Genomic DNA, 21,818 nt, shown 5'->3' on the forward strand with positions numbered 1-21,818 from the left:
TCCGTGATCGACGCGGTGGACGCGTCCGCGCGCCCCCCGGGGCCCGCCCGCGTCCACCACCACCCGAGGAGAACCCCGTGGCCGAGACCCAGCTGACCGTCGAGAAGCGCACCGAGTTCGGCAAGGGCGCCGCCCGTCGCATCCGCCGCGCCGACAAGATCCCCGCCGTCGTCTACGGCCACGGCGAGGCCCCGATCCACGTCACCCTGCCCGGGCACCAGACGATGATGGCGCTCAAGCACGCCAACGCCCTGCTCGACATCGACCTGGACGGGCAGAAGCACCTCACGCTGCCCAAGGACGTCCAGCGCGACCCGATCAAGGGCTTCATCGAGCACGTCGACCTGATCGTCGTGCGCCGCGGCGAGAAGGTCGTCGTCGACGTCCCGCTGACCCTGACCGGCGAGGCCGCCCCGGACACGATCGTCAACCAGGAGCTGACGACCCTGTCCGTCGAGGCCGAGGCCACCCACCTGCCCGAGTCGGTCGAGGTCTCCGTCGAGGGCCTGGAGGCCGGTGGCCAGGTCGCCGCCGGCGACGTGACCCTGCCCGCGGGCGCCACCCTGGCCGGCGACGCCGAGCAGCTGGTCGTCGTCGTCCAGGCCGCCGCCAGCGCCGCCCAGGTCGAGGCCGAGCTGGAGGCCGCCGAGGCTGAGGCCGGCATCGTCCGCGAGGAGTCCTCCGAGGAGTCGGCGCAGGCCGACGGCTCCGCGGACGCCCCCGCGGACTCCGACGAGTCCTGAGCCGGCTGGCGGACGTCGCCGAGCGGCTGCGGGCGCGGGGGGCAGCGGTGCCGGGCACCTGGCTCGTCGTCGGTCTCGGCAACCCCGGGACCGAGTACGAGCGCACCCGGCACAACGTCGGGCAGACGGTGCTCGCCGAGCTGGCCTCCCGCGCGTCCGCGCCGCTGAAGCGGCACCGCACCGGTGCCCGGGTCGCCGAGGTGCGCCTGGGCACCGGCCCCGGCGGGGTGCCGGGGCCGCGGGCCGTCCTGGCCGCGCCGACGTCGTGGATGAACCTGTCCGGCGGCCCCGTCGCCGGGCTGGCGAAGTACTACGACGTCGACCTGGACCACCTCGTCCTCGTCCACGACGAGCTGGACGTGCCCTTCGGGGAGGTCCGGCTCAAGAGGGGCGGGGGAGAGGGCGGCCACAACGGCCTGCGCTCGACCTCGAAGTCCCTCGGGAGCAAGGACTACGCGCGCGTGCGGGTGGGCATCGGCCGCCCGCCGGGCCGGCAGGACCCGGCCGACTTCGTGCTCAAGGAGTTCTCCTCCACCGAGCGCAAGGAGCTGCCGTTCCTGGTCGCCGACGCCGCCGACGCGGTCGAGCAGCTCGTGGTGGAGGGGCTGGAGGCGGCGCAGCAGCGCTTCCACGCGCCGCGCTGAGGCGGGAGCGCACGCACGAGGGGCCGGCCGGGACAGTGTCCCGACCGGCCCCTCGTGCGTGCGGCGGGCGCGTCAGTGCTGGCGCGCGGGCTTGCGGCGGCCGGTCACGACCATGGCGGCGCCGCCGAGGACGAGCACCGAGCCGGCGGCGGCCCAGGGCAGGACGTCGGCGCCGGTGTAGGCCAGCTCGTCGCCGGAGGAGGCGACGGCGCCCGGGGTGGTGCCCCCGGTCGACGGGGCCACGGACGGGGTCACGGTCTGCGACACCGACGGGGTCGGCGTGGCGGGCGCGTAGTCGGTGACGTCGGCCGACGCAGCGCCGGCGGTGCCGGCGAGCGCCGCGAGCGAGAGCGCCCCGGCAGCTGCGAGGCGAGCGGTGGTCTTGCGCACGGTGGGTCCCCCCCAGTCGTTCCGAGCCCGCGCCGACCACGGTGATCAGCGAGGCGGCCCCCAGGATGACGGAACGTCACCCGCGAGTCCAGCTGATCGACCACGTCCGGGGGCGTGTGTCACGCAGCGTGGTGTTCACCCCACGTTCGGACGAACCGTCACGCCGCGTCACCTCACGGGACGAGGCACGTACCGATCGTCACGACCGGTGCCGCGGCCGTCGACGGGCCCCGCACCTCGCGCGGCAGGTCCTCCGCGGGCCCCCGCAGCTGCCAGCGCACGACCACCGGCACGCCCGGCGGCAGGTCCACCGTCAGCCGCACCAGCCGCCACCCGTGCTCGGCGTCCACGGCCGTCGGCACCGGGGCGCCGTCCACGCTCGCGCCGTCCAGCCCCAGCCACGGCGGCACCCACAGCGAGACGACGTCCTGGGCGGTGCGCTCGTCCGCGGCCGTGCGGGCGGTGGCGTTGCGCATGTACCCGGGCACGTCCTCCGGCGCGGTGTTGACCAGCGTCAGCTGCAGCGCGCCGACGGCCTCGCCGGTCACCGACGCGCAGGGCGGCTGCACCTCGACGGACGGCTGCACCCAGTACTCCAGCTTCGAGGGCGCCGTGTTCGTCAGGGCCAGGTGCGCCCGGCCGCCGGCCAGCGCCGGGTCGCCCAGCACGTGCGCCACCCCGGCCGCCACGAGGGCCTCCTGCTCGGCCGGCACGGAGCTCCACACCGCCAGGTGGCCGGTGGCGACGGCCTCGCGCGCGCCCGCCGCCGCGCTGGTGGACAGCCCGTCGGCCAGCACCGCCTCGAACGCGGCCGCCGAGGTCACCGCCAGGAACGCCTTGCGGGCGTCCTGGTCGCCCTCGAAGCGCACGTACGCCTCGCGCATCAGCACGTCGGGCAGGTCCGCCGTCGCCACCTGCCCGAAGGGGCCGAGGTCCAGCGGCTCGTGGTCCGGGCCCAGCAGCTGCGCGAGGCCCACCGGGTCGACGAAGACGACCGCGTCCGGGCGCGGCAGGCCGGCGTCGACGACGAGGTCGGCGGCCAGCCGCCCGGCGTCGTCGGCCTGCGCGCCCAGGGTGACGTTCTGCACCCGGCCGGCGTCGGCGCCGTACAGGGCCACGTACTCCTCGCCCAGCACCGACGGGTCGGCGCGCGCGGCGTACAGGTCGTTGTCGGTGCCCGTGCTCACCAGCTCGATGCGGCCGCCGTCCACGCCCAGGTAGGCGTAGGCGCCGAAGATGCCCTGCACGGGACGCGGCTCGGCGGGGTTGGTGAAGGCGACCAGGTAGGTGCGCGGGCCGTCCGCGCCCAGCATCGACGGCAGCTGCGGCACGACGTCGGCGGCCGTCGTCAGCGGCCCCTCGACCTGCCCGAGCATCCGCTCCACCGGCTCCAGCCGGCTGCTGATGGAGCGCAGCACGCCCTCGCCGGTCCCGGCGGCCAGCGCGGCGCGGGCCCGCTGCACGCGCCCGGCGTAGTCGGTGACGACGGGGGACAGCTCCCGCACCGCGTCCACGTCCACCGTGCGGTCCGCCGAGACCAGCCCCTCGCCCAGCACGTCGTGGGCCAGGTCGAGCGCGCCCGGCAGCGGCTCGGTCAGCAGCGCCGCGGCCCGCGACCCGGCGCCCACGGCGCCCAGCTGCTCGCCGACCCACGGGACCGCCTGCGCCGCCCGCCAGGGCCACTGGCCGGTGGCGCGCGCGGCGGTCCGGGCGTCGGCGGCGACGCCCTCGGCCACCTGCGAGGCGCCCGCGAAGTCCTGGGCGCGCACGGCGTCCTCCAGCTGGGGCGCCGCCGCCGCCACCCGCTGCAGGGCGCGGCCGGCCTGCACGCCGCTGACCGCGACGGCGGCCACCCAGGCGGCCAGGAGCAGCACGAGCAGGAGCAGGACCAGGCGCAGCGGGGCGAGCCGGCGGCGGCGCAGGCGGCGCCGGCGCGCGCCCGGGCTCTCCTCCCACTCGCCGTCGGCGCCGCGGGCGTCGTCGCCCGCGGGGCCGGGCAGGTAGGGGACGGGCACGGGCCGACCCTACGGAGTCCGCGCCCGCCGCCGGTGCACCCGGCGCCGTCCCGCGCGCCCCCCGCAGCCCGCTCGCGGCGCCCGTGTCGCGGGCCGGACGTAGGCTGGACGCCGTCCTCGTGGCGCCCCGCGCCGGGCCCCGCACCCTGCACGTCCCTCCCCGGAGAACCCGTGAGCCTGACCGGCCTGCTCGACGCCCTGCGCCCCGAACCCGCCGTCTCCGCGGCCGTCGAGGCCGCGCGCGAGGGCGCCACGAGCGCGCTCGACGTCGTCGCGCCGCTCGGGGTGCGCCCCGCGCTCCTGGCCGCGCTGGCCGCCGAGCGCCCGCTGCTCGTGGTCACCGCCACCGGTCGCGAGTGCGAGGACCTGGCCACCTGGCTGCGCTGCTACCTGCCGGCCGCGTCGGTGGCGGAGTTCCCGGCGTGGGAGACGCTGCCGCACGAGCGGTTGTCCCCGCGCAGCGACACCGTCGCCCAGCGACTGTCGGTGCTGCGCCGCCTCGTCCACCCCGCCCCCGGGGACCCGGAGGCCGGGGAGGTGCGCGTCGTCGTGGCGCCCGTGCGCGCCGTGCTGCAGCCGCTGGTCAAGGGGCTGGCCGACCTGGAGCCGGTGCGGCTGCGCGCCGGGGACGAGGTCGGCCTGGACGCGTGCGTCGAGGCGCTGGCCGCGGCCGCCTACGCGCGCGTGGACATGGTCGAGCGCCGCGGCGAGTTCGCCGTGCGCGGCGGCATCCTCGACGTCTTCCCGCCCACCCGCCCGCACCCGGTGCGCGTGGAGTTCTTCGGCGACGAGGTCGAGGAGGTCCGCTCCTTCTCCGTGGCCGACCAGCGCTCGCTGGAGGTCGAGCCGGACGGCGTGTGGGCCCCGCCGTGCCGCGAGCTGCTGCTGACCGACGCGGTGCGCGAGCGCGCCCGCGCCCTGGCCGGCGAGCTGCCGGGGGTGGCCGACGTCCTGGCCAAGCTGGCCGAGGGCATCGCCGTGGAGGGCATGGAGTCGCTGGCCCCCGTCCTCGTGGACGGCGTGGAGCCGCTGCTGGACGTCCTGCCGCGCGGCACGCACGTCGTGCTGGCCGAGCCGGAGAAGGTGCGCGCCCGCGCCCACGACCTGGTGGCCACCGGCGCGGAGTTCCTCGACGCCGCCTGGGGCAGCGCCGCCGCCGGCGGGCAGACGCCCGTGGACCTGGGCGCCTCCTCCTTCTGGACGCTGGCGCAGGTGCGCGCGCACGCCGAGTCCACCGGCCGGCCGTGGTGGTCGGTCACCAGCCTGGTGCCCGACGACGACCTGCGGGACCTGGAGGACGTCCGCGTCCTGCGCGTCGGCGCCCGCGACGTGGTCAGCTACCGCGGGGAGACCGAGAAGGCGCTGGCCGACCTGCGCGCGCTGGCCGGTGACGGTTGGCGCATCGTCGTGACCACCGAGGGGCACGGGCCCGCCAAGCGGCTCGTGGAGGTCCTCTCCGGCGAGGACGTGCCCGCCCGCCTCGTCGACGACCTCGTCGAGGCGCCCGAGCAGGCCCTCGTGCAGGTGACCACGGCCGGCGTCGAGCACGGCTTCGTCCACGAGGGCCTGCGCCTGGCGCTGGTCACCGAGGCCGACATCACCGGCGTGGGCGGGCAGTCCACCAAGGACATGCGCCGGATGGCCCCGCGCCGGCGGCGCAACGCCGTCGACCCGCTGTCCCTGCGCCCGGGCGACTTCGTCGTGCACGAGCAGCACGGCATCGGCCGGTTCGTGGAGATGGTCCAGCGCACGATCGGCGGCGCCACCCGCGAGTACCTGGTGCTGGAGTACGCCTCCAGCAAGCGCGGTCAGCCCGGCGACCGGCTGTTCGTGCCCACCGACACCCTCGACCAGGTCACCCGCTACACCGGCGGGGAGACCCCGACGCTGTCGAAGATGGGCGGCGCGGACTGGGCGAAGACGAAGTCCAAGGCCCGCCGGGCGGTCAAGCAGATCGCCGGCGACCTCATCAAGCTGTACTCCGCGCGGATGGCCACCAAGGGCCACGCGTTCGGGCAGGACACCCCGTGGCAGCGGGAGCTGGAGGACGCCTTCCCCTACGTGGAGACGCCCGACCAGCTGGCCAGCATCGACGAGGTCAAGGCCGACATGATGAAGCCGGTCCCGATGGACCGGCTCGTGTGCGGCGACGTCGGCTACGGCAAGACGGAGATCGCGCTGCGGGCGGCGTTCAAGGCCGTGCAGGACGGCAAGCAGGTCGCCGTCCTCGTGCCCACGACGCTGCTCGTGCAGCAGCACTACAAGACGTTCGCCGAGCGGTACGCCCAGTTCCCCGTCGCGGTGAAGCCGCTGTCGCGGTTCACGCCCGGCGCGGAGGCGAAGGAGACGATCGCCGGGCTGGCCGACGGCTCCGTCGACGTCGTCATCGGCACCCACCGCCTCATCAGCGGCGAGGTGAAGTTCAAGGACCTGGGCCTCGTGGTCGTCGACGAGGAGCAGCGCTTCGGCGTGGAGCACAAGGAGTCGCTGAAGACGCTGCGCACCAACGTCGACGTCCTCGCGATGAGCGCCACCCCCATCCCGCGCACCCTGGAGATGGCCGTCACCGGCATCCGCGAGATGTCGACGCTGGCGACCCCGCCGGAGGAGCGCCACCCCGTGCTGACCTACGTGGGCGGCCAGGAGGACAAGCAGATCGCCGCCGCGATCCGCCGCGAGCTGCTGCGCGAGGGGCAGGTCTTCTACATCCACAACCGCGTGCAGTCCATCGAGCGGACCGCCGCGCGGCTGAAGGAGCTCGTGCCCGAGGCGCGCATCGCCACCGCCCACGGGCAGATGGGCGAGCACCGCCTGGAGCAGGTCGTCGTGGACTTCTGGGAGAAGCGGTTCGACGTCCTGGTCTGCACGACGATCGTCGAGACCGGCCTGGACATCTCCAACGCCAACACGCTGATCGTCGAGCGCGCCGACACGATGGGCCTGTCGCAGCTGCACCAGCTGCGCGGGCGGGTGGGCCGCGGCCGCGAGCGCGCCTACGCCTACTTCCTCTTCCCGCCGGAGAAGCCGCTCACCGAGACCGCCCACGACCGCCTGGCCACCATCGCCCAGCACACCGACCTCGGCTCCGGCATGGCGGTGGCGATGAAGGACCTGGAGATCCGCGGCGCGGGCAACATGCTCGGCGGCGAGCAGTCCGGGCACATCGCCGGCGTCGGCTTCGACCTGTACATGCGGATGGTGGCCGACGCGGTCGCCGACGTGCGCCGGCAGGTCCCGGGCGCCGAGGACGAGGCCGAGCCCGAGCCCACCGAGGTGAAGATCGAGCTGCCCGTCGACGCGCACCTGCCGCACGACTACGTGCCCAGCGAGCGCCTGCGCCTGGAGGCCTACCGCCGGCTGGCGGCCGTGGACTCCGACGCCGACCTCGACGAGCTGCGCGCCGAGCTCGTCGACCGCTACGGCGAGCTGCCGCAGCCGGTGCTCAACCTCTTCGAGGTCGCCCGGTTCCGGATCGTCGCCCGCGCCGGGGGGCTGCGCGAGGTCAGCCTGCAGGGCAAGCAGGTGCGCTTCGCGCCGGTCGACCTGCCCGAGTCGCGCGAGCTGCGCCTCAAGCGCCTGTACCCGGGCACGGTCCTCAAGCCGCAGCTGTCGGTGGCGCTCGTGCCCGCCCCGATGACCGCCCGGATCGGCGGCCAGCCGCTGCGCGACGCCGCGGTGCTGGCGTGGGCGCGCGAGTTCGTCGCCGCGGTGCTGCTGGAGCAGCCGGCGGCCGTCGCGGCGGCGGGGGCGCGCTGACGTGGGCGCCCCCGACCCCTGCGCCCCCGACCCCGGCGCGCCCGCCGGGCCCGCCGGCGCGGCGCTGCTGGAGCTCGTCGCCGTCATGGACCGGCTGCGCTCCCCGGGCGGGTGCCCGTGGGACGCGCGGCAGACGCACGCCTCGCTGCTGCGGTACCTCGTGGAGGAGACCTACGAGGTCGTCGACGCCGTCGAGGGCGGCGACCGCGACGAGCTGCGCGAGGAGCTGGGCGACCTGCTGCTGCAGGTCGTCTTCCACGCCCGGGTCGCCGCCGAGGCCCCCGACGGCTTCGACATCGACGACGTGGCCGCCGGCATCGTCGCCAAGCTCGTGCGCCGGCACCCGCACGTCTTCGCCGGCGAGGCGGCCGCCGAGGACCTGCAGGCGCGCTGGGACGCCATCAAGGCGACCGAGAAGACGCGCGCCAGCGTCCTGGACGGCGTGCCCCTGCACCTGCCGGCGCTCGCCCGCGCCGACAAGGTCCTCGGCCGCCTGGAACGCGCCGGGCTGGAGGAGCCCGCGGCCCCCGGTGCTCCTGGTGAGGCCGCGGTGGGCCGGGAGCTGCTGGACCTCGTGCGCCGCGCCCGCGCCGCCGGCGTCGACCCGGAGGCCGCGCTGCGCACCACCGTCCGCGAGCTGGAGGCCGGCGCGCGCGCCCGCGAGGCGGCCACCGGCGGCTGACGCCCGTCCCGCAGGGCCCGCCCCGCTAGGGTCGCCGCCCGTGACGACGACGCACGTGCTGGGCATCGACATCGGCGGCACCAAGATCGCCGCGGGGCTCGTCGGGGAGGACGGGGAGCTCACCGCCGCCCGCGAGGTGCCCACCGACGCGCACGACCCGGCCGCCGTCGCGCGCGCCCTGGACGTGCTCGTCGACGACGTCCTCGCGCAGGCCCGCGAGCACGGCCACCGGGTCGCCGACGTCGTCGGCATCGGCTCCGCCGGGCCCGTGGACACCCGCCGCGGCACCGTGCACCCGGTCAACATCCCCTCCCTGCGCGGTTTCGGCCTCGTCGAGGCCGTCGCCGGCCGCGCCGGTGCCGTCCTCGGGCGCCGGGTGCGCGCCGAGCTGGCCCAGGACGGGCAGTGCTTCGCCGCCGCCGAGCAGTGGCGCGGCGCCGCCGCCGGCGCGCCCGCCGTCCTCGGCGTCGTCGTCTCCACCGGCATCGGCGCCGGTGTCGTCCTCGACGGCCGCGTCCTGGCCGGCAAGAGCGGCAACGCCGGGTTCCTCAGCCACGTCGGCGTGCACCTCGACGGCGCCGTCCTGGAGGGCTCGGGCGCGCGCGGCGTCGTGGAGGCCTACGCCTCCGGCCCCTCGATGGTGGCGGCCGCGCGCCGGCGCGGCTGGCGGCCCGGTGAGGCCGCCGACGCGAAGCGGCTGACCGCCGACGCCGCCGACGGCGACCCGCTGGCGCTCGCCGTGATCGCCGACGGCACCCGGGCGCTGGCCTCGGCGTTCCTGTCCGCCGCAGCGCTCCTGGACCTCACCGACGTCGTCGTCGGCGGCGGCGTCGCCAGCGCCGGGGACGTGGTGATGGCGCCGCTGCGCGCCGCCTACGCCGAGCTGGCCGTGTACCCGCACCTGGCCGACGTGCGCATCAGCGCCTCCCGCCTGCCGCGCACCAGCGGGCTGGTCGGCGCCGGCCGCCTGGGCTGGTCGGCGCTCGCGGGCGACGGGGCGCTGGGGCGCTGAGCGGCGACGCTAGGCTCGCTCCGGCAGATCAGTCGACGAGCACTAGGAGCGCACGTGGCCACCATCGAGGCCGTCGGAGCTCGCGAGATCCTGGATTCCCGCGGCAACCCCACCGTCGAGGTCGAGGTCCTCCTCGACGACGGCACCTTCGCCCGCGCCGCCGTGCCCTCGGGCGCGTCGACCGGTGCGTACGAGGCCGTCGAGCGCCGCGACGGCGACTCCGGCCGCTACCTCGGCAAGGGCGTCGAGCAGGCCGTCGAGGCCGTCATCGAGGAGGTCGGGCCCGCGCTGGTGGGGCACGACGCGCACGAGCAGCGCCTCGTCGACCAGGCGATGCTCGACCTGGACGGCACCCCGAACAAGGGCCGCCTGGGCGCCAACGCCGTCCTGGGCGTCTCCCTGGCGGTCGCGAAGGCCGCCGCGGCCTCCGCGGACCTGCCGCTGTTCCGCTACCTGGGCGGGCCCAACGCCCACGTGCTGCCCGTGCCGATGATGAACATCGTCAACGGCGGCGCCCACGCCGACACCGGTGTCGCGATCCAGGAGTTCATGATCGCCCCCGTCGGCGCGTCCTCGTTCCGCGAGGCGCTGCGCTGGGGCACCGAGACGTACCACGCGCTGAAGTCGGTGCTGAAGTCGCGCGGCCTGGCCACCGGCCTGGGCGACGAGGGCGGTTTCGCCCCCGACCTGCCCAGCAACAAGGACGCGCTGGACCTCATCGCCAGCGCCGTGGAGAAGGCCGGGTTCTCCCTGGGCACCGACATCGCGCTCGCGCTCGACGTCGCGGCCACCGAGTTCCACTCCGAGGCCGGCTACGCCTTCGAGGGCGAGACCCGCAGCGCCGAGTGGCTCACCGAGTACTACACCGGCCTGGTCCGCGACTACCCGCTCGTCTCGATCGAGGACCCGCTGTCCGAGGACGACTGGGCCGGCTGGACCGCGCTGACCGCCGCGATCGGCGACCGCGTGCAGATCGTCGGCGACGACCTGTTCGTCACCAACCCCGAGCGCCTGCAGCGCGGCATCGACGAGCGCGCCGGCAACGCGCTGCTCGTGAAGGTGAACCAGATCGGCTCGCTCACCGAGACGCTGGACGCCGTGGACCTGGCGCACCGCAACGGCTTCCGCACGATGATGAGCCACCGCTCGGGCGAGACCGAGGACACCACCATCGCCGACCTCGCGGTCGCGGTCGGATCCGGGCAGATCAAGACGGGCGCCCCCGCGCGCTCCGAGCGCGTCGCCAAGTACAACCAGCTGCTGCGCATCGAGGAGGAGCTGGACGACGCCGCGCGCTACGCGGGCGCCGGCGCCTTCCCCCGCGCCGGGCGCGCCTGACGCGCTGACGCGGCAGGTCGAGGGAGTCTGGTCGTCATGGCGACGCGACGACCCACCGCGCCCCGCAGCTCCACCGCGTCCCGCACCGCCGCCCGCCCCGGCGGCGGGGCGGGACGCGGTGGCGGGGCCCGCGCCGCGGCCGGGCGGGCCCCCTCGCGGGCGCCCGCGGCGGCGGCGCCCCCGCGCCGCCCCGCCCCGGCCTCGCGCGGGCGCAGCGCGGCGTCGCTGTCGGCGGCCGAGCGCCGCCGCACCCGCGGCCCCCGCGTCCTCGTCCTGACCGCCCTGCTGCTGGTGCTGGCCGTCTTCCTGCTGCCCAGCTGGCAGAAGTGGCTGGAGCAGCGCTCGGAGATCGGGCGGCTGGAGGCCACGATCGGCCAGCAGCAGGAGGACCTGGCGGCCATGCGCGCCGAGCAGGCCCGCTGGGCCGACGACGCCTACGTGCGCACCCAGGCGCGAGCCCGGCTGCAGTACGTGCTGCCGGGGGAGACCCCCTACGTCGTGGACTCCCAGCGCGAGACCGACGCCGTGCCGCCCGCCGAGGCGGCCGCCTCCGTGCCGCGCTCGTCCGCGGCCTGGTACGAGAACATCTGGGACTCGCTGCGCGTCGCCGGCGTGTCCGACCCCTCCTCGGCGCCGGACGCGCCCTCGCTGGAGCCCGTCCCCGCCCCGACCCTGGACGGCGAGTGACCGACGAACCCACCGAGCGGGACCTGCGGACCATCCGCGAGCTCCTCGGCCGCGTCCCCCGGGGCGTGGTCTCCATCGCCCACCGCTGCACCTGCGGGCGCCCCGACGTCGTCGAGACCGCGCCGCGGCTGCCCGACGGCACGCCGTTCCCCACGACCTACTACCTCACCGACCCGTTCGCCGCGGCGCTGCTGAGCACGCTGGAGGCCTCCGGCCTCATGCGCGAGATGACGCAGCGCCTGGCCGACGACCCCGCCCTGGCTGCCGCGTACGCCGCCGCGCACGAGGACTACCTGCGCCGCCGCGAGCGGCTGGGGCACGTCGAGGAGATCGAGGGCGTCTCGGCCGGCGGGATGCCCACCCGCGTGAAGTGCCTGCACGCCCTGGCCGGGCACGCCCTGGCCGCCGGGCCGGGTGTCAACCCGCTCGGCGACGAGGCCCTCGCGCTGCTGGCCGAGCGCGGCGGCTGGCCGGCCACCTGCCCGCACACCGCCCTCGACGCGCCCGCCGACGACCCCGACCCGGGGGAGGGCGGCGGCGCGTGAGCGTGCGCGTCGCCGCCGTCGACTGCGGCACCAACTCCCTGCGCCTGCTCGTCGCCGACGTCGACCCGCGCACCGGGACCCTGACGGACGTCGTGCGCACGATGCGCGTCGTGCGGCTGGGCCAGGGCGTCGACGCCACCGGTGCCTTCGCCCCCGAGGCGCTGGCGCGCACCCTCGCGGCCGTCGACGAGGCCGCCGCCGCCTGCCGCGCGCACGGCGTCGCACCGGCCGCCGTGCGCTTCGTCGCCACGTCCGCCACCCGCGACGCCGCCAACCGCGAGGAGCTCACCGCGGGCGTGCGCGAGCGCCTGGGCGTGGACCCGGAGGTCGTCAGCGGCGAGGAGGAGGCCCGCCTCAGCTTCACCGGCGCCACCCGCGAGCTGCTGGGCGCCCGCCCCGCGCCCTTCCTCGTCGTGGACCTCGGCGGCGGGTCCACCGAGTTCGTCCTCGGCACCGGCGACGTGGAGGCCGCGCTGTCGGTGGACGTCGGCTCCGTGCGGCTGACCGAGCGGCACCTGCGCTCCGACCCGCCCACCGCCGCCGAGGTCGCCGCCGCCGAGGCCGACGTGGACCGCGCCCTCGACGAGGTCGCCCGGCACGTGCCGCTGGAGCGCACCGGCACCCTCGTCGGCGTCGCCGGCACGATCACGACGCTGACGGCCGCGGCGCTGGACCTGCCCGCGTACGAGGCCGGCAGCACCCACGGGGCCGCGCTGCCCGCGGAGCGGCTGCGCGCCGCGTGCGACGCGATGCTGGCCCGCACCCGCCCCGAGCGCGCGGCCCTGCCGTACCTGCACCCCGGCCGCGTCGACGTCATCGGCGCCGGCGCCCTCGTCTGGCGCCGCGTCCTGGCGCGCGTGCCCGGCCGCGGGGACGTCGTCACGAGCGAGCACGACGTCCTGGACGGGGTCGCCCTGTCGGCCGCCGCCCGCCTGGGCGGCTGAGCGGGCCCGGACCTGGCAGGCTGGCCGGGCACCGCACCCGCACGAGAGGACCCCCGTGAGCACCGTCAGCGCCTCGACGTCCCGCCGCATCCAGGCGCCCGCCGACCGCGTGGTGGCCGCCCTGGCCGACTACCGCGAGACGCGCGCCAGGCTGCTGCCCGCGGCGTTCACCCACTACGAGGTCCTCGAGGGCGGTGTCGGCGACGGCACGGTGGCCCGCTGGAAGCTGCACGCCACGAAGAAGCGCGTGCGCGACGTCGTCGCCGACGTCACCTCCACCGACGCCCACGGCCTGCTGGAGAGCGACCGCAACTCCTCCCTGCGCACCGCGTGGCGGGTCGAGGAGGCCGGTCCCGGTGCCAGCGACGTCGTCGTGACCTCCGAGTGGCAGGGCGCCGGCGGGGTCGGCGGCTTCTTCGAGCGCACCTTCGCCCCCCGGGGGCTGCAGCGCATCTACGGGGAGCTGCTGGACGAGCTCGCCGCCGAGCTGGAGCGCTGAGGACCACGGCCGGGGCCACGGCGGCCGGCTCGACGGCGGGGGCCGCCACGAGTGCGACGGCGCTGCTGCCGCACCCGGCGGTGGGCGGCGCGTTCGCCTCGCCCGTGCCGCCGGGCACCGGGTGGCCGCTGGACCCCTCCGCGCCGGGCACCCCGGTCGCGCGCACCCCTGCCGACGTGCGCCGCCTGGCCGACGGCGCCGCCGGGCTGGCGCAGGTGCAGGCCGCCTCCGCGGTGTGCCGGGCGTGCCCGCGGCTGGTCGAGCACCGCGAGGCCACGGCGCGCGCCAAGCGCCGCGCGCACGCCCACGAGCCGTACTGGGGCCGGCCCGTGCCCAGCCTGGGCGTCGAGGACCCCCGCGTCCTCGTCGTCGGCCTGGCCCCCGCCGCGCACGGCGGCAACCGCACCGGCCGGGTGTTCACCGGCGACTCCTCCGGCGACTGGATCGTCGCCGCCCTGCACCGCGCCGGCCTGGCCGACCGCGCCACGTCGGTGCACGCCGCCGACGGCCTGGCGCTGCACCGCACCCGGATCGTGGCGCCCGTGCGCTGCGCGCCCCCCGACAACCGCCCCTCCACCACCGAGCGCGACACCTGCGCGCCGTGGCTGGACGCCGAGCTGCGGCTGTGCGCCGCGCGGCTGGACGTCGTCCTGGCCCTGGGCGCCTTCGCCCACGCCTCGGCCCTGGCGGCCGCGCGGCGCGCCGGCTGGGACGTGCCGCGCCCGGCCCCGCGCTTCGGGCACGGCGCCGAGGCCGTCCTGCGGGCGCCGTCCCCCGGCGGGCCCGGTGGACACGGCGGCCCGGGCCGCCCGGTCGTGCTGCTGGACAGCTACCACGTCAGCCGGCAGAACACCGCGACCGGCCGGCTGACCCGCGACATGCTCGACGCCGTCGTGGCCCGCGCCGTCGCGCTGGTGCGGTCGTGAGCCGCGCGAGCGCCCGCCGGGCGCTGCCCCCGACGACCGACGCCCCCCGCGTCCTCGTCGTCGGCGGCGGCGTGGCCGGCTCCGGCGTCGCCCGTCGCCTGCTGCGCGTCCTGGCGCCGGGGGAGGCGCACGTCACCGTCGTCGACCCCGGCGGCACCACCACCGACCCGGCCCGGCTGGCCGGGGTCGTCACCGGCGCCGTCCGCCCGGCCGCCGCGGCCGCGCCGCTGGCCGAGGCGCTGCGCGGCGCGGAGGTCGTCGCGGGCGCCGTCACGGCGCTGCACCACGCCGGGCGCACCGCCCGCGCCGAGCTGCCCGGCGGGGTCGTGGACCTGCGCTACGACGTGCTCGTCCTGGCGACCGGGACCGTGCCGGCGGCCGGGTCGCGGTCCGGGGACGACCTCCCGCTGCGCACGGGGGACGACCTCCCGCTGCGCACGGGGGACGACCTCGTGCTGCGCACGGGGGACGACCTCGTGCTGCGCACGGCGGACGACGCGGTCCGCCTGCGCGAGCGGGTGCTGGACCGGCTGCGGCGCGCCGAGCGGCTGCCCGACGACGGCGCGCCCGACGCCGAGCGGTCCCGGCTGCTGACGACCGCGGTCGTCGGCGCCGGCTGGGCCGGGACGTCGGCCGCCGCGGCCGTCGAGCAGCTGGCGCGGTCGGTGACGCGCACGTCGGCGACCCTGCGGCCCGCCGACGTGCGCGTCGTCCTCCTCGGCGCGGGGGAGGAGCCGCTGCCCGGGCTGGACCCGGCCGCCGCGGCCCGGGTCGTGCGCGACCTGCGCCGGCGCGGTGTGGAGGTGCACGCGGACGCCGGGCCGGACGCGCTCGGCGACCCGCGGTCCTGGGCGGGGACGGTCGTGCGCGCGCTCGAAGCCCCCCACCCGCTGCCCGCGGCCGCCGGGCTGCCGGTGGACGCGCGCGGGCGCCTGCTCGTGGGCGCGGACCTGCGCGTGGTCGACGGCGGCGGGACGCCCGTGCCGGGCGCCTGGGGCGCCGGCGACGGCTGCGCCGTGCCCGACGCGGCCCGCCCCGGGCGCACGTGCCCGCCCACGGCCGACCACGCCGCGCAGCAGGCCCGCCACGTCGCCGACGGCGTCGTCGCGGTCCTGCGCGGCGGCCGGCCCCTGCCGTTCCGGTACCGCGGACCGCTGCGGCAGCGGCTGCGACCGCCCCGGCCGGCCCTCCCGCCCGCCGGGCCCACCGCGCGCGCCACCTAGGATCGGGGCCCGCAGCACCCGCCCGGGTGGCGTAACTGGTAGGCGCACGGGGCTTAAACCCCCGGGCCGTTCGCGGCGTGCGGGTTCGACCCCCGTCCCGGGCACCGGCGCCCCCGCGGCGCGCCGCGGGACCGTGACGGACCTGTGACCGGCCGCACGCGATCTCCGGGAACCCCCGCGGCACCGGTGGCGTTGCACCCGGCGACACCCCTTCACGGAGGAGCCATGGAGAGCAGGAACCCCGTCTTCGCCAACAGCGGCGAGTGGAAGCGCGGCGGCTACGCCACGTTCGACGCGCCGTCCTCGTCGCGCCCGGCGCGCGGCGGTGCGCCCGGCGCCCCCGCCGACGCCTCCGCGCAGACGCTGGAGGACTGGTACCGCAAGCCGTCCGCCACCCCCGAGCAGTCCCGGCGCATGACGCTGGACGACGTCGTCGTCCGCACCGGCATGCTGTTCGTCGTCCTGCTCGCCGGCGCCGCGATCGGCTGGACCGCGCAGGTCGGCCTCCTGCTGGCCATCGGCGCCGCGCTCGGCGCGATGGTCCTCGGCATCTGGGCGCAGGTGTCCAAGAAGGTCCGCCCGGGCGTGATGTTCGCCTACGCGGGCCTGCAGGGCGTCTTCGTCGGCGCGATCTCCCAGTGGTACACGCTGGCCTTCGGCAACGGGCTGGTCCCGCAGGCCGTCGTCGGCACCCTGGCCGCCTTCGGCGCCATGCTGCTGGCCTACAAGACCGGGCTGATCCGGGCCACCGCCCGCTTCCGCAAGATCATGACGATCGCCGTCATCGGCTACCTGATCTTCGGGCTGGTCAACCTCGGCGTCGCGCTGTTCACCGGCGCCAGCGTCTACGGCATGGGCGGGATCATCCCCGTCCTCGTCGGCGGCCTCGGCGTCACGCTGGCCTCGCTGTTCCTCGTGCTCGACTTCGACTACATCGAGCAGGGCATCCGCAACGGCCTGCCCCAGCAGGAGGCGTGGCGCGCCGGCTTCGGCCTCATGGTCACCCTCGTGTGGCTGTACCTGGAGATCCTGCGCCTGCTCGCCATCCTGCGCGGCAGCGACTGACCTCCCGCTGAGCACGCGCGTGCAGCACCCCCCGGAGCCCGGGGCGCCGGCCGACGAGGCCGCGCGCTCCGGGCTCCGGCGCGTCGTGGACGCGGTCGCCGACCGCGTGCGCGCCCTGCCCCTGTCCCAGCTGGACCGGGCGCCGCTCGGCGGGGACGAGGTGCGGGCGACGGCCGTGCGCCGCGCCGCGCAGGAGCTGGCCGACCTCGGCGCCGACGCCGAGGGCCGCCCGCGCCTGCCGCTGCCGGCGCTGGCGCTGCACGGCCTGGGCGACCAGCTGGCCGTCGTCGGCCACGACGTCGCCGAGCACGGCGACGCCGGGAGCCTGCGGGCCGCCCACGACGTCCTCGTCGGCCTGCGCCGCGCGCTGTGAGCGGCTCCCGCCGGGTGCGGGATGATGGGCCCATGCGCTACGCCGAGTCCGTCGTCGACCTCGTGGGCGGGACCCCGCTCGTCAAGCTCACCAGGGTCACCGAGGGCCTGAGCTGCACCGTCCTGGCCAAGGTGGAGTACCTCAACCCCGGCGGCTCCGTGAAGGACCGCATCGCCCTGAAGATGGTCGAGGCCGCCGAGGCCGACGGCTCGCTCAAGCCCGGCGGGACGATCGTCGAGCCCACCAGCGGCAACACCGGCGTCGGCCTCGCGCTCGTCGCCCAGCAGCGCGGGTACAAGTGCGTGTTCGTCTGCCCCGACAAGGTCGGCGTCGACAAGCGCAACGTCCTCAAGGCGTACGGCGCCGAGGTCGTCGTCTGCCCCACGGCCGTGCCGCCGGAGGACCCGCAGTCGTACTACTCGGTCTCCGACCGCCTCGTGCGCGAGATCCCCGGCGCCTGGAAGCCCAACCAGTACGCCAACGTCAACGGCCCGGCCAGCCACTACGAGACCACCGGGCCGGAGATCTGGGCCGACACCGACGGGAAGGTCACCCACTTCGTCACCGGTGTGGGCACCGGCGGCACCATCACCGGCACCGGCCGCTACCTCAAGGAGCAGGGCCCGGTGCGGGTCGTGGGCGTCGACCCGGAGGGCTCGGTGTACTCCGGCGGCACCGGGCGCCCGTACCTCGTCGAGGGCGTGGGCGAGGACTTCTGGCCGAGCGCCTACGACCCGTCGGTGCCCGACGAGATCGTCGCCGTCTCCGACGCGGAGTCCTTCCAGATGACCCGCCGCCTGGCCCGCGAGGAGGGCCTGCTCGTCGGCGGCTCGTGCGGCATGGCGGTCGTGGGCGCCCTGCGGGTCGCCGAGCGCCTGGGCCCCGACGACGTCGTCGTCGTGCTGCTGCCCGACGGCGGCCGCGGCTACCTCGGCAAGATCTTCAACGACGAGTGGATGGCCTCCTACGGCTTCGTGCCCGCCGCCGAGGGCGGCACGGCCGGTGACGTGCTGCGGGTCAAGTCCGCGGGGCTGCCCGCCCTGGTGCACACCCACCCGACCGAGACCGTGCACGACGTCATCGAGATCATGCGCGAGTTCAGCGTCTCCCAGCTGCCGGTCGTGGGCGCCGAGCCGCCCGTCATGGCGGGCGAGATCGCCGGCGCGGTCACCGAGCGCGACCTGCTGGACAAGGTGTTCACCGGCCGGGCGAAGATGTCGGACGCCGTCAGCGCCCACATGGGCCCCGCGCTGCCGCTCGTGGGCGCCGGTCAGTCCGTGGAGGAGCTGCGGCACGCCCTGGAGCAGCAGGACGCGGTCGTCGTCGTCGAGGACGGCAAGCCCGTCGGCGTCGTCACCCGCCACGACCTGCTGGGGTTCCTGGCGACGTCCCGCGCCCCCCAGCGCCCGTAGCGGGCCGGCGGCGGGGCCGGCGGCGAGGTCAGCAGCGGGGTCAGTAGCGGATGGCGTCGACGACCTGCGCCCGCACGGCCACCACCGCCGGCACGAGCCCGGCCAGCGCCCCGACGGCGGTGGCGGCGAGGAACCCCTCGACCGCCGCCGCCACCGGGTAGGCGGGCACGTCGGTCAGCGTCAGCCCCGCCGGCAGCAGCAGCTCCAGCGGCGCGTTGGACACCAGCGCCACCGACAGCGCCACGGCCAGCGCCCCGGCGGCCGCGGTGGCGGCGACGCTCTCCAGCAGCACGGCGCAGAACACCCGCCCGGACGTGGCGCCGAAGCTGCGCCGCACGCCGATCTCCCGGATGCGCTGGCGCACCGTGACCAGGCCGACGTTGAGGACGCCGATGCCGCCCAGCAGCAGCGCGAAGACGCCGACGCCGCGCACGCCGTAGGCCAGGACGAGGTCCAGCACCCCCAGCTCGCCGCCCGCGTCGGCGCGCCACACGCTCACCGACGTGCCCGGCAGAGCGGCCTGCACCTCCGACTGCAGCAGCGCCGTGAGCGCCTCGGCGTCGGCCTCGGGCACCCACAGCTCCAGCGACGGCGGGCCCGACCAGGCCGGGTCGACCAGGCCCCACGCCGCCGCCGCGGAGTTCAGCACGAACCCCGAGGGCACGGCCGGGTCCGAGTACGGCGGGGAGACCACGCCGACGACGGTCGCGCGCACCGGCCGCTCACCGCCGAGGACCACGGTGGCGGGGGCCGAGCCGTCGAAGCCGACCCGCTCGGCGAACGCCCCGTTGACGACCAGCCGCGGGGAGAACGCCTCCTCGTCGGCGGCGGTGAACCAGCGCCCGCTCTCGGGCGCGACGCGGTGCATCACGCCGTAGGCGGCGTCGACCCCGGTCAGCTGCACCGTCTGCGCGCCCGCGGCGAAGCGGACCACCACGGGCGCCGACCCGCCGGAGACCAGACCGGACCAGCGCACGTCGTGGCGCTCGGCGGCCTCGCGCAGCACCGCGACGACCCGCTCGGTGCTCCCGGCGGTGACGGCGCCGTCCGGGTACGCGTTCACCTGCAGCGTCGCCGGCCGTCCCGAGCTGCGCTCGAAGCTCTCCCCGAGCAGCTGGCGGCCCATCCCGCCCACGGCCGTGATCGTGGTCATCGCGAAGACGGCGAGGAACACCCCCACGAGCGAGAGCACGACGCGCGCGCGGTGCACGCGCACCTCCCCCCAGGCCTCCACGAGCGCGGCGGCCACGGACACCAGCGGCCGCAGCAGGACGCTCACACGGTCTCCCGGTGGGCGGTGAGGTCGGCCACGGACCCGGGCCGCAGCTCGCTGAGCACGCCGTGGTCCAGGCGGAACTGCCGGTCGGCGCGCGCGGCCACGGACAGGTCGTGGGTGATGGTGACCAGCGTCGTGCCGTCCTCGCGGACCAGCTCCTCCAGGACGTCCATCACGGCGGCGCCGGTGTCGACGTCGAGGGCGCCGGTCGGCTCGTCGGCCAGCAGCACGCGCGGTCGGCGCACGAGGCTGCGGGCCAGCGCGACGCGCTGCTGCTCGCCGCCGGACAGCTTCTCCGGCAGCGCGTCCAGCCGCTCGCCCAGCCCGACCCGCTCGAGCACCGCCCGGGCCGTGGCGCGGCGGGCGAGGAACTCGCCCGGGGACCCGTACAGCAGCGGCGCGGCGACGTTCTCCGTCGCGGTGCGCCCGGGCAGCAGGTTGAACTGCTGGAAGACGAACCCGAAGGTCGCGCCGCGCAGCCGCGCGGTCCGGCGCGCGGACAGCTCCGCGGTGGGGCGCCCGTCCAGCAGGTACTGCCCGGAGGTCGGCCGGTCCAGCAGCCCGACGATGTTCAGCAGCGTCGACTTGCCGGACCCGGAGCGGCCGACGACGGCGACGTGCTCGCCGGAGGCGACGTCCAGGTCGACGCCGGTGAGGATGTCCAGGTGCCCGCCGCCGGGCAGGGCGACGCGCCGACCCACCCCGCGCAGGGACAGCGCGCTCACCCCGCCACCGGCCCGTAGCCGTAGGGGTCGACGGCCAGGCCGTCGTCGCCGGGGACGAACTGCAGCACCCGCGTGCCCTCGCCGACGCCGCCGCTGACCTCGACGACCTCGCCGTCGGTCAGGCCGAGCACCACGTCGGTCTCGGTCGCCTCACCGGTCTCCTCGTCGAGCACCCACACGCTGCCGGTGCCCACGCTGCCGCGCACGGCGGTCACGGGGGCCAGCAGGACGCCGGTGGAGGTGCCGGCGGTGACCTCCACGGTGGCCGACACGCCCGCGAAGACGGGCACGTCCGCCGGCACGCGGCAGGTGACCCGCGCGCCGGTGGGCGCGGCGCCCGGGTCGGCGTAGGGGTCGGCGTACGGGTCGGGGACGGCGGGCGCGGCCGGGGCGCCGGTGCCCGGCTCGGGGGTGCCGGTGCGCAGGTCCGTGCACTCGAAGACGCCGGGCCCGCCGGGCACCGTCACCCGCGCGGAGCTGGGCGGGGCGAGCAGGCGGAACTGCTCCTCCTGCGTCAGCGGGGCGGAGACGGTCAGGGTGCCGGGGCTGACCGCGGCGACCGCGTCGCCCACGGCGACCTGCTGGTCGGGCAGGACGTCCAGGGAGGTGAGCGTGCCGGTGGAGGTCGCGGACACCGTGACGGTGCGCGTGCGCGGGGCCGCCGGCGCCCCCGGGACGGGCGCCGGGGCGCCGTCGGCGGCGGGGGCGGTCACCGGGGCGGCGGGCTCCTCCACGGGCACCACGACGGTGAACAGCGGCGTCCCGCGCTCCACGGCGTCCCCGACGGCGGCGCGCACCCGGCCCACGGCGCCCGCCGCGGTCGACTTCACCGTCACGGCCGGGTCCGCCTGCACGGTGCCGGACAGGGTGACGGTGTTGGTGACGTCGCCGCGCACGACGGTCGCCTCGGCGGGCGTGAGGTCGACGGTCGGCCCGGCGACCGGACCGGTGTCGCCGCGGCCGGCGCGGGAGCCGAACGCCAGCTGGACGAGGGCCACCGCGATGACCGCCCACACCAGCAGCCGCAGCGCGGGGAAGACGATCGTCCGGACGACACCCACCGGTCACCTCCTGGTGCGACGGGGGTGGCGCGGTGCGACAGGGACCCCCGGAGCGACGGTGCTCGCGCGGACCGTAACAGCGCGTGCGCGCGGCGGGGGCGGCGTTCACCCGACCGTGATCAGCGGCCGCGGGACCCGGCCGCGGCGCCGTCCCCGGCCGCGACCGGTCCTGCCGGCCGCTCCGCCGGTGCCCCGCCCGGCACCCCGCCCGGAACCCCGCCCGGAACCCCGCCCGGCACCTCGCCCGGAACCTCGGCCGACAGCTCCACCCACAGCGACGCGCGCGGCGGGGCGCCGTCCCCGGGCCGCTCGCCGGGCACGCCCACCACGTCCACCCGCACGTCCGTCCCGGCCGCGGGCGTCCGCCGCAGCCGGGCCGCGAGGTCGTGCACGGGGCCCTGCGGGCCCTCCACGGCCAGCGTGGCGGTGCGCCCGCCGGGGGCCAGGCGCGCGGTCACGTGCCAGCCGTCGCGGTCGGCGCCGGCGCCCGCCCCGTCCCTCC

General features: G+C 77.2%; 20 protein-coding genes, 1 tRNA gene and 1 pseudogene. 16 read left to right on the forward strand and 6 right to left on the reverse strand.

What is annotated here, in order from left to right; translation table 11 throughout:
* The first annotated feature begins 77 nt into the window (after positions 1-77).
* Together AB8M62_RS17260 and pth are read left to right on the forward strand one after the other, a co-directional pair.
* Positions 78-743, forward strand: a complete 666-nt coding sequence (locus tag AB8M62_RS17260; RefSeq protein WP_369070366.1) for a 50S ribosomal protein L25/general stress protein Ctc — start codon at positions 78-80, stop codon at positions 741-743.
* A 47-nt stretch (positions 744-790) separates the two neighbouring features.
* Positions 791-1,387, forward strand: a complete 597-nt coding sequence (gene pth / locus AB8M62_RS17265) for an aminoacyl-tRNA hydrolase (RefSeq protein ID WP_369070367.1) — start codon at positions 791-793, stop codon at positions 1,385-1,387.
* Positions 1,388-1,459: 72 nt separating this feature from the next.
* Here the strand turns inward: pth and AB8M62_RS17270 are convergent, their stop codons facing one another.
* Positions 1,460-1,777 carry an LAVTG motif-containing sortase-dependent surface protein gene (locus AB8M62_RS17270; protein WP_369070368.1) on the reverse strand — a complete coding sequence of 106 codons (318 nt, stop codon included), beginning with the start codon at positions 1,775-1,777 and terminating at the stop codon, positions 1,460-1,462.
* Between the two features lie 173 nt (positions 1,778-1,950).
* Positions 1,951-3,792, reverse strand: coding sequence for a DUF4012 domain-containing protein (locus AB8M62_RS17275; RefSeq protein WP_369070369.1), 1,842 nt, complete (start codon positions 3,790-3,792; stop codon positions 1,951-1,953).
* 171 nt (positions 3,793-3,963) lie between these two features.
* Here AB8M62_RS17275 and mfd point away from each other — a divergent pair, with 171 nt between their 5' ends.
* The 14 genes from mfd to AB8M62_RS17345 all read left to right on the forward strand — a co-directional run bounded on the left by mfd (position 3,964) and on the right by AB8M62_RS17345 (position 18,254).
* A complete protein-coding gene (gene mfd, locus AB8M62_RS17280) occupies positions 3,964-7,548 on the forward strand; it encodes a transcription-repair coupling factor (protein WP_369056393.1) in 3,585 nt (1,194 codons plus the stop codon).
* Between the two features lies 1 nt (position 7,549).
* Positions 7,550-8,230 carry a nucleoside triphosphate pyrophosphohydrolase gene (locus tag AB8M62_RS17285; protein ID WP_369070370.1) on the forward strand — a complete coding sequence of 227 codons (681 nt, stop codon included), beginning with the start codon at positions 7,550-7,552 and terminating at the stop codon, positions 8,228-8,230.
* Between the two features lie 40 nt (positions 8,231-8,270).
* Positions 8,271-9,242 (forward strand): ROK family protein, encoded by a 972-nt coding sequence (locus AB8M62_RS17290; RefSeq protein WP_369070371.1) that lies wholly within the window; start codon positions 8,271-8,273, stop codon positions 9,240-9,242.
* Positions 9,243-9,296: 54 nt separating this feature from the next.
* On the forward strand, positions 9,297-10,580 hold the full coding sequence (gene eno / locus AB8M62_RS17295; RefSeq protein ID WP_369056396.1) for a phosphopyruvate hydratase: 1,284 nt from the start codon (positions 9,297-9,299) through the stop codon (positions 10,578-10,580).
* Positions 10,581-10,616: 36 nt separating this feature from the next.
* On the forward strand, positions 10,617-11,267 hold the full coding sequence (locus tag AB8M62_RS17300) for a septum formation initiator family protein (RefSeq protein WP_369056397.1): 651 nt from the start codon (positions 10,617-10,619) through the stop codon (positions 11,265-11,267).
* The gene (locus AB8M62_RS17305) at positions 11,264-11,812 is read left to right on the forward strand and encodes a DUF501 domain-containing protein (protein ID WP_369056398.1); all 549 of its coding nucleotides are present in this window, start codon (positions 11,264-11,266) and stop codon (positions 11,810-11,812) included. Before AB8M62_RS17300 ends, AB8M62_RS17305 begins: the two co-directional genes overlap by 4 nt.
* Positions 11,813-11,814: 2 nt before the next feature.
* On the forward strand, positions 11,815-12,756 hold the full coding sequence (locus AB8M62_RS17310; RefSeq protein ID WP_373694987.1) for a Ppx/GppA phosphatase family protein: 942 nt from the start codon (positions 11,815-11,817) through the stop codon (positions 12,754-12,756).
* 55 nt (positions 12,757-12,811) lie between these two features.
* Positions 12,812-13,255, forward strand: a complete 444-nt coding sequence (locus tag AB8M62_RS17315) for an SRPBCC family protein (RefSeq protein ID WP_369056400.1) — start codon at positions 12,812-12,814, stop codon at positions 13,253-13,255.
* 104 nt (positions 13,256-13,359) lie between these two features.
* On the forward strand, positions 13,360-14,181 hold the full coding sequence (locus tag AB8M62_RS17320) for a uracil-DNA glycosylase (protein WP_369070372.1): 822 nt from the start codon (positions 13,360-13,362) through the stop codon (positions 14,179-14,181).
* A complete protein-coding gene (locus tag AB8M62_RS17325) occupies positions 14,178-15,404 on the forward strand; it encodes an NAD(P)/FAD-dependent oxidoreductase (RefSeq protein ID WP_369070373.1) in 1,227 nt (408 codons plus the stop codon). The genes AB8M62_RS17320 and AB8M62_RS17325 overlap by 4 nt, the downstream gene beginning before the upstream one ends.
* A 20-nt stretch (positions 15,405-15,424) precedes the next feature.
* Positions 15,425-15,508, forward strand: a tRNA-Leu gene (locus tag AB8M62_RS17330).
* Positions 15,509-15,629: 121 nt separating this feature from the next.
* Entirely contained in the window at positions 15,630-16,469 is an 840-nt protein-coding gene (locus AB8M62_RS17335) for a Bax inhibitor-1/YccA family protein (protein ID WP_369056403.1), read from the forward strand.
* Positions 16,470-16,488: 19 nt separating this feature from the next.
* The gene (locus tag AB8M62_RS17340; protein WP_369070374.1) at positions 16,489-16,842 is read left to right on the forward strand and encodes a hypothetical protein; all 354 of its coding nucleotides are present in this window, start codon (positions 16,489-16,491) and stop codon (positions 16,840-16,842) included.
* A 32-nt stretch (positions 16,843-16,874) separates the two neighbouring features.
* Entirely contained in the window at positions 16,875-18,254 is a 1,380-nt protein-coding gene (locus AB8M62_RS17345; RefSeq protein WP_369056405.1) for a cystathionine beta-synthase, read from the forward strand.
* 40 nt (positions 18,255-18,294) lie between these two features.
* Here AB8M62_RS17345 and AB8M62_RS17350 read toward each other — a convergent pair whose 3' ends face one another.
* The 4 genes and pseudogenes from AB8M62_RS17350 to AB8M62_RS17365 all read right to left on the reverse strand — a co-directional run.
* The gene (locus tag AB8M62_RS17350) at positions 18,295-19,533 is read right to left on the reverse strand and encodes an ABC transporter permease (RefSeq protein ID WP_369070375.1); all 1,239 of its coding nucleotides are present in this window, start codon (positions 19,531-19,533) and stop codon (positions 18,295-18,297) included.
* Positions 19,530-20,255, reverse strand: a complete 726-nt coding sequence (locus AB8M62_RS17355) for an ABC transporter ATP-binding protein (RefSeq protein ID WP_369056407.1) — start codon at positions 20,253-20,255, stop codon at positions 19,530-19,532. Before AB8M62_RS17355 ends, AB8M62_RS17350 begins: the two co-directional genes overlap by 4 nt.
* Positions 20,252-21,316: an efflux RND transporter periplasmic adaptor subunit gene (locus AB8M62_RS17360; RefSeq protein ID WP_369070376.1), complete on the reverse strand. Its 1,065-nt coding sequence runs from the start codon at positions 21,314-21,316 to the stop codon at positions 20,252-20,254. The genes AB8M62_RS17355 and AB8M62_RS17360 overlap by 4 nt, the downstream gene beginning before the upstream one ends.
* 119 nt (positions 21,317-21,435) lie before the next feature.
* Positions 21,436-21,818, reverse strand: a pseudogene (locus AB8M62_RS17365) (hypothetical protein); the annotation flags it as partial.

The organism is Kineococcus terrestris, assembly GCF_041020755.1.
Classification (GTDB): Bacteria; Actinomycetota; Actinomycetes; order Actinomycetales; family Kineococcaceae; genus Kineococcus; species Kineococcus terrestris.